At 40.1% G+C, this 7667-nt stretch carries 2 protein-coding genes and 1 pseudogene; all 3 read left to right on the plus strand.

Annotated features, from left to right (window positions below):
- Positions 1 to 1121, plus strand: a pseudogene (gene tnpB / locus GMJ66_RS08035) (IS200/IS605 family element RNA-guided endonuclease TnpB); the annotation flags it as partial.
- 268 nt (positions 1122 to 1389) lie between these two features.
- Positions 1390 to 1713, plus strand: coding sequence for a Uma2 family endonuclease (locus GMJ66_RS21035; protein ID WP_331279673.1), 324 nt, complete (start codon positions 1390 to 1392; stop codon positions 1711 to 1713).
- A 674-nt stretch (positions 1714 to 2387) separates the two neighbouring features.
- Positions 2388 to 7388, plus strand: a complete 5001-nt coding sequence (locus GMJ66_RS08045) for a lamin tail domain-containing protein (protein WP_156289810.1) — start codon at positions 2388 to 2390, stop codon at positions 7386 to 7388.
- Positions 7389 to 7667: the final 279 nt, after the last annotated feature.

Here is a 7667-nt window from a genome sequence, read left to right on the forward strand (position 1 = left end):
GTAAACAAAGCATATAAGTTCCGTATCTATCCAAAAAAAGAACAAGAAATTCTAATTGCTAAAACGATTGGATGTAGTCGATTTGTATTTAATCACTTTTTAGATAAGTGGAATATTGTATACAAAGAAACTGGTAAAGGCTTAACCTATAACGCTTGTTCTAAGCAATTAACACAATTAAAGAAAGAATTGGTTTGGCTAAAAGAGGTAGATAGTATTGCGATTCAATCTTCACTTAGAAACCTCTTTGATTCCTATTCGCGATTTTTCAAAAAGCAGAACAAAGCACCACGATTTAAGTCTAAAAAGAACAGGGTACAATCCTATATGACGAAGCACACAAACAGTAATATTGCTATCAATGGTTCAAAAATCAAACTACCTAAACTTGGATTCGTTAAGTTTGCTAAAAGCCGTGAAGTGGAAGGTCGTATCATGAGTGCTACGGTTAGACGGAATCCAAATGGAAAATACTTTGTATCTATCCTTGTTGAAACAGAAGTGAAAGAAATTCCTAAAACAAATTCTGCTATTGGCGTTGATGTTGGTTTGAAAGACTTCGCGATTACGTCTGATGGGACTGTATATAAGAATCCTAAATTTTTTCGTACATTAGAAAAGAATTTAGCAAAAGCGCAGGCGTCTCTATCAAGACGTCAGAAAGGCTCTTCTAATTGGCATAAACAACGAATGAAAGTTGCACGTATCCATGAAAAAATAACAAATGTGCGAAATGACTACTTGCATAAAATCTCTTCCAATATTGTCAAAAACCACGACATCATTGGTATAGAGGATTTGCAAGTATCCAGCATGGTGAAAAATCATAAATTAGCAAAAGCAATTAATGAAGTTAGTTGGTCGAAGTTCCGCACGATGCTTGAGTATAAAGCAAAATGGTATGGAAAAAAAGTAGTGACGGTTGCAAGGAATTTTCCATCCAGTCAGCTATGTTCTTGTTGCGGTTACCGAAATAAAGACGTTAAGAATCTCGCATTACGTGAATGGGAATGTCCAGAGTGCTATACTCATCACGATAGAGATATTAACGCAAGTATCAATCTTAAAAATGAAGCGATAAGGCTTCTTCAACCGTAGGTACTACGGGGTTAGCCTACTAAGATAACTGAAGGATACTTCGGTGTTCGTAGGAATCCCCTTCTTCAATCGGAACGTAAGTTTTGATAAGGAGGGGTAGTTCAACAATTGAGAGAAGAAACAAACCAATTATTGGAATACGTGGACGGAATTGTTTTAATGTCCCCGTCACTATCTACGGAACATCAGAGAGTGTCTGGGAAGCTGCAAGCGAAATTGTTCCACTTTTTAGACGGTAAGGACTGTTAAGTATTTGCTGCACCTTATGATATTCAATTATATAAAGAGGAATTGGATGAAGAAAAAATATTTATCCCGGATTTATCCGTTATTTGTGACAAACAGGGCTTAGAGGAAAATAAGTTTGTTGGTGTGCCCGAATTAATTATGGAGATTTTAAGTCCAAGTAATCAAAGTCATGATTTAGTGATGGAAGCTTACATGAAATATGGTGTCAAGGAATATTGGATTATCAATCCCATGCTACGTGTGATCCAAGTTTATAATATAACAACGGATGGCGTATACGAGCAAACCGAAGTTATGAAAGAAAAAGGAATGATTACGTCTAAAATATTAGACGGTTTTGTTGTATGCTTGGAGGATGTTTTTTAGGGTTTTGAGTAACATCCCTATACCCTTAGTGGATTGATAAGTGACAAGCGCTGAATTTTAATAAGATAAAATATCTCATATTTGGATGGACGGTTTTAGCATTTTTGGAGTCGTGCATGCTCGAATATCGCAGGTTCTCAGTCGCACGAATGTCGAAAATTACAGCACGGTTTTAGAGTGACCTGCGTTCGATTTTTAAAAGAGGTGGTTCTTTTGCTTGAAATGAAGCAAAAGAACCACTTTTTTGTTTCAACGTAAACATTTTTCACACTTTATCCCCATGTAATTTTTACAATATTCTAACAGGTGTTTAATACAGCTTTGCTAGTATAAAAGGTAGAAATATGTAGAAAGGAGGATTGTTTTCCCAGCATAAAATATACTCCAGGACTATTCTTAATTATTGGATTTGAAGTAGAGGAATCGTTTATTAATTGAAAGCGGGCGAGTAGTAGAGTCTTACTTCGAAAAGACGGGAGTTACTGAAAATCGAGTGACAATCCAAGATAACAGAGCGAGAATCCCTTCAATTCGAGCGACGAGCCAAAAAAATCAAGCGGGAGTCACATCAAATCGAGCTGCACGCCAAGAAAACCGAGCGACAAGCACTTCAAATCGAGCAACAACCCAAGAAAGAGTTAAATTTCAAATTACTATATTACAAGGAGGTTGCTATGAATAGTAGAATGAAGACGCAGATAAATAGGCTTTTATCTAGTTTATTAATTTTTAGTGTGATATTAACTGACATGGCAATGGTTTTGCCAAGTAAGCATGTTTTTGCAGAAGAGGCAGAACGTATGCAGAGCGAGGAGGTTTTCCTTGAGGACGATGCCACTAAAGAGGAAAACATAGCACAGGAAGATGAAAAGCAGAATGAGTCAGCTGCTAATGAAAGTACGGATTCTCAAACTGCAGAGAATGAAGCTGACAATGAAGCAACATCAATGGAAGAGAACCAAATAACAGAGTCTGTGAATGACACGGAACAAACCGTGGATCAGGGAAATACAGCAGAAGAAGTCTTTAAAGAAGAAGTCATAGAGGAACAAATCTCTGAAGACCAATCCTCAGAGGAAGAGAATACGAACCAGGAGTCAGACAATCAGGAACCGTCCGAAACCGAGGAAGACTATGATCAATATCCGCACTTATTAATTACAGAAATTTCTCCAAACTCAGAGGGGACGGGAACAGATTACTACGAATTTTTTGAGCTTTATAATAATACCAATCAGCCCTTATCTTTAGCGAATTATTCGTTTATCTACCAATATACAGATAGTGGCAATGAGTTAATCTTTCAGGTTCCGGCTGTTACCATTGAGCCACAAGAAACACTCATTTTGTGGTTTAATAATGGAAATCGAACATTAGATGATTTTAATGGGAATTTTGGAACTGATTTAACGAGTGACGAGCTTGTAGAATATACATCAGTGTTCCCTGGTTTTAGTAATGGCGGGAATCGTGCCATTGTGATACGGGATAAAGATGGGAAAGACGTTATTTCTGCCAGCTATCTTGGGGAGGACAATAATAATACGGGCGTTGATGTCCATTATCGCTACCCAATGGAAGGGACAGAAATGGAGAAATACCAAGCAGCAGTGCCTCCAACACCTGGTGTGATTGAGTCTGAACAGGTTCCGGAAAATCCTGTCACATTACCTGATGTGGAGGAGGATACAGAAGCGCCTACCATCGAACATACCGCGATTACGGAAAGTGCGTCCTTTTCACCGGTGGAAGTAAAAGCAACCATTACCGATAATATGGCAGTACCACTTGCAACCCTTTATTTTAAAGAAGAAGGTGCCGAAAACTTTACTTCGATACCGATGCATTCCAGCGCGGATGAACCATATGTATATACGGCAGAAATTCCTAGTAAAAGCGTTCAGTCCAATGTCGTTTATTATATAGAGGCGACAGATGGAAGCAACCAGAACAGGACAGAGGAATATACGATAGCTGTCGAACAGGCTGAAGTAGATTTTGATAATATTCCTGCCTTTTTAGTGACGGAGATTGTACCGGATACCTCCAATATTGACGGAGCTGACGGATTTGAGTTTATTGAAATCTATAACAATACCAATGAATCGATTAATTTTAAAGACTATAAGCTGAATTATCGATATGATAAAGACCCGTCACGGGATGTGATTTGGCCGTCCTTTCCAGAGGATGTTGTTATTCCTGCTGGGGAAACACTGGTTTTCTGGATTATTAATGCGAAAAATGGCGAGGCTACCGTCGCCGACTTTAATGCCAACTATGGGACAAGCTTAGTGGAGAATGAAGACATTGTTCGTATTTACAGTGGGGGAATGTCCAATAGTGGTTCACGTGGATTGGTTGTGAAAACTAATGCCGGCCAGGAACTCACGATTTCCTATTACAATGACTCTACACAGGATGACACGTTACCGAATAAGGGGATTGTGTATCGTTATCCAGAAGATGGTTCAATCGAATCAATTAAAGTAAGTGCTGCGATAGAGGATGCGACACCAGGATCTGTGGAGGCGTATCAAGTTCCGGAACAACCAACAAGTTTGGAAGAGGATACAGAGGCACCAACGATTGAAAATTTGACAGAGGTTAGCGAAGTAAATGAAAAAGAAGATATCAATATCGTTGCAGAAGCGACAGATAATAAGGAAGTCGTTAGTGTTCGTTTATTCTATAAAACATCTAATCTATCGGAGTTTAAAGATGTTGTTTTGCAAGCGGATGAGGATGGAAAGTATCGCCATACGATTTATTCACCTGATTTAATTGGTAATCAGAAGGTAGAATATTATTTTGAAGTATCGGATGGCGTCAATGAAGTAACGAGTGAAACATACGATATTGCGATTACAAGTGATTTTGAGAATACTAGTTTACGGTTAAATGTGCAAGATGAAGAGATATTAAGTGGAGACGTTATTTTAAAAGGAACATCGGCAGCTGATACAGCGAATGATGTGAAAATGTATATCGATGGCGAAGAGCAAGTGAAAGATACGTATTTCGCTGTGGAACGGGAGGCATATTTCGCCTATGAAGTAAATGGTCTGAACACATATTTTCAAAATGCCGTAACGATGGGTGATGAGATTCTCTTTATGATGGATCAGGACTGGCTTACAGATTGGAAGACATTTAGTATTCCAATAGATCCGGATTCGTTACAAGTAGGGGAAAATACGATTACCGTACGTTCCGGAAATAAAGCATCACCATGCGACCTGGAATCAGAGGAGAATCGGGATAATTTTGATTTACGTAATGTCCGCTTAGTTCTAGCGGATGGTACGGTGTTAACAGATCCCAATTATAGTGATCCAACAAGGTCGATTGGAATGAATGATGACAATCCTTTTGAGCATTTCACATTTACCATTACAGAGGAGCATGCAACGTCCAAAGCCTATGCATGGGATACAACAGCCGCTGCAGATGGGGAACATGCTGTCATGATAGAGGATGCTGACGAAACAGTAAGTACCACGGTCCTTGTTGACAATACGGCGCCAGTTGTGGAAACAACGTTGGAAGATGGAAAAGAATATAAAGGTGCATTTACAATTGATGTAGAGGCAACAGATGAAATTGCTGGAATGGATACGGTTCAGGTTATGCTTGATGAGGAGGAAATACAAGTTCCTTTTGAAACTGCGTCATCTGAGCTTAAAGCGGGCGAACACGAATTAACAGTAACTGCTACGGACACGGTTGGAAACGAACAGGAAGTCGTTGTTCCGTTTTCCGTAGTCTTGGAAAATCCGGATAAAGCCGAGCTTGAAGGACCGGCAGATGATCGTGAAACAGCAGTAGAGGGAGATCCGACATTAAAGGTTAGGGTAAGCGATCCAACCGAAGACGCAATGGGTGTCAAGTTCTATGAAGGATACAAGTATGTTCCGAGCCAGACAGAACAAGTCAAAGCATTTAAAAATGCCGTAGATACCGAACCACCACAAACAATGGTTCCAGAAGGGGAAGAAGCTTTTACAACGGAAGAGATTTCTCATGTTTCAGAGATCGATGGCAACTATCTGACAACTGATTCCGATACGCAATTCCCGTATCATCGTTTTGAAGTCACGGTAGACGATTCGGTGGATGAAAATGATGTAGTGGAATTGGTTTGGCAAGGGAATTCCTTGGATGGCAGAAAAGTATCCATGTACGCTTGGAGCCATGAGGATCAGGATTGGGAGCTTATCGATTATCGAGTAGCTGGTACCGAAGACTTTGCATTAAAAGGAAATGTGGAAGTAGGGGAATTTGTCCAGGATTCCAAGGTTCAGGTTTTAGTGCAGGATGAAATTCCGAGTTCACCGGATGAATATGATTATACGTTTGTATGGATGACAGATACGCAATATTATGCGGAAAGCTTTCCATATATTTTTGACAGACAAACACAGTGGATTGCGGAAATGCAAGAGGAGTTAAAGATTGAGTATGTCTTCCATACGGGAGATTTAGTAGATAAATCCAAAGAGCAATACCAATGGGAGCATGCCGATGAATTTATGGGTACCCTGGATGAGCATGAGATTCCATATGGCGTGTTAGCAGGAAATCATGATGTCGACGGGGTAAATAATGATTATACCGAGTACTATCAATATTTTGGAGGGGACCGTTTTGAGGACAAGCCATATTACGGTGGGTCTTATCTAAATAACCGAGGCCATTATGATTTGATTTCAGTAGGTGGAAATGATTATATCATGCTATATCTGGGCTGGGATGTAACAGATGAAGGAATTGCCTGGATAAATGAAGTACTTGAAGCACACCCGGACAGAAAGGCAATTTTAAGTTTCCATGAATATTTGTTGGCAACAGGAACAAGGCATCCACTTGGAGAAAAACTGTATAATGAATTAGTTTTACCAAATGAAAATGTGATTGCGGTATTGAGCGGTCACTATCATGAAGCACAAACCTATGTCGATGAAATAGATGATGATGGTGACGGAATCCCAGATCGTACGGTATATCAAATGTTAGCCGATTACCAAGCAGGTCCTGAAGGCGGACAAGGATATATGAGACTCCTGCATTTTGACCAGGATAATGACCGTGTCTTCGTCAATACGTATTCTCCATACATGGACGACTATAATTTCTATGATACGGAAGACTATCCAGGAAAAGATGAGTTTGTGATTGACCTAGATCTTTCCGTACAGGAAAAACGGGTTGCAACGGATTATTTTGCTGTGAATGTGTATACCGATACAGAAATTGGCCAAGTAACCAATGTGCCGAGTGGCGAAATTGCTGAAGTAGAATGGACCGGCCTTGAAGAAGGACAAGCCTATTCCTGGTATGTGGTTGCCTCCGACCAATTTACTGGTAAAACAACTTCCAATCTGTGGACGTTTGTAAAAGGGGAATCCGAGCCGCAGCCCATGGTGGAAATCGAAGCGAAGAAAAACAATGGAACAGCAACCGTTCGGACGGGGGATTTAGAGGTATTGGAACAAGGTGTGCACGTAGGAATTAACATTGACAATGAGGAAAAACCTCGCTCTTTGCTGTTAAATAAAAAACAAGTAGATATTTTAAAAGAAAAAGAAGTAACATTGACTGTAACTAACGGAACAGAAGAAGAAACAATCGAGATGACTGAAGTGGAAAGTGGAACATTAAAAGTTAGTTTTTAGGTAGTTTTGGAAGGAAGCATGGGAGGATTCTCATGCTTCTTTTTTGTTGGGAATTGGTGGAATTGGCGGTAGTGTTTTGAAATGGAGTCTAGATGGGGCTAGATTGTGCTGGAGGTGACCGGGGAGTGTGGGGAAGTCGCGCTGGGTTGTCCCGGAAACGAGCGAGGGTGGGGTTAAATCGCGCGGTACTGTCGTGAAATCGAACTGGGGTGGAGCTAAAACGCGCGTCACCATCTTGAAGGGAGTGTAATATAAACTGTGTAAGTAAGAAATGCGTAC

Source organism: Oceanobacillus salinisoli, from assembly GCF_009733865.1.
Classification (GTDB): domain Bacteria; phylum Bacillota; class Bacilli; order Bacillales; family Amphibacillaceae; genus Oceanobacillus; species Oceanobacillus salinisoli.

Excerpts from the sequence above, each read along its gene's own strand:
- GMJ66_RS08045 (WP_156289810.1), top strand. The coding sequence starts at position 2,388 with ATGAATAGTAGAATGAAGACGCAGATAAATAGGCTTTTATCTAGTTTA.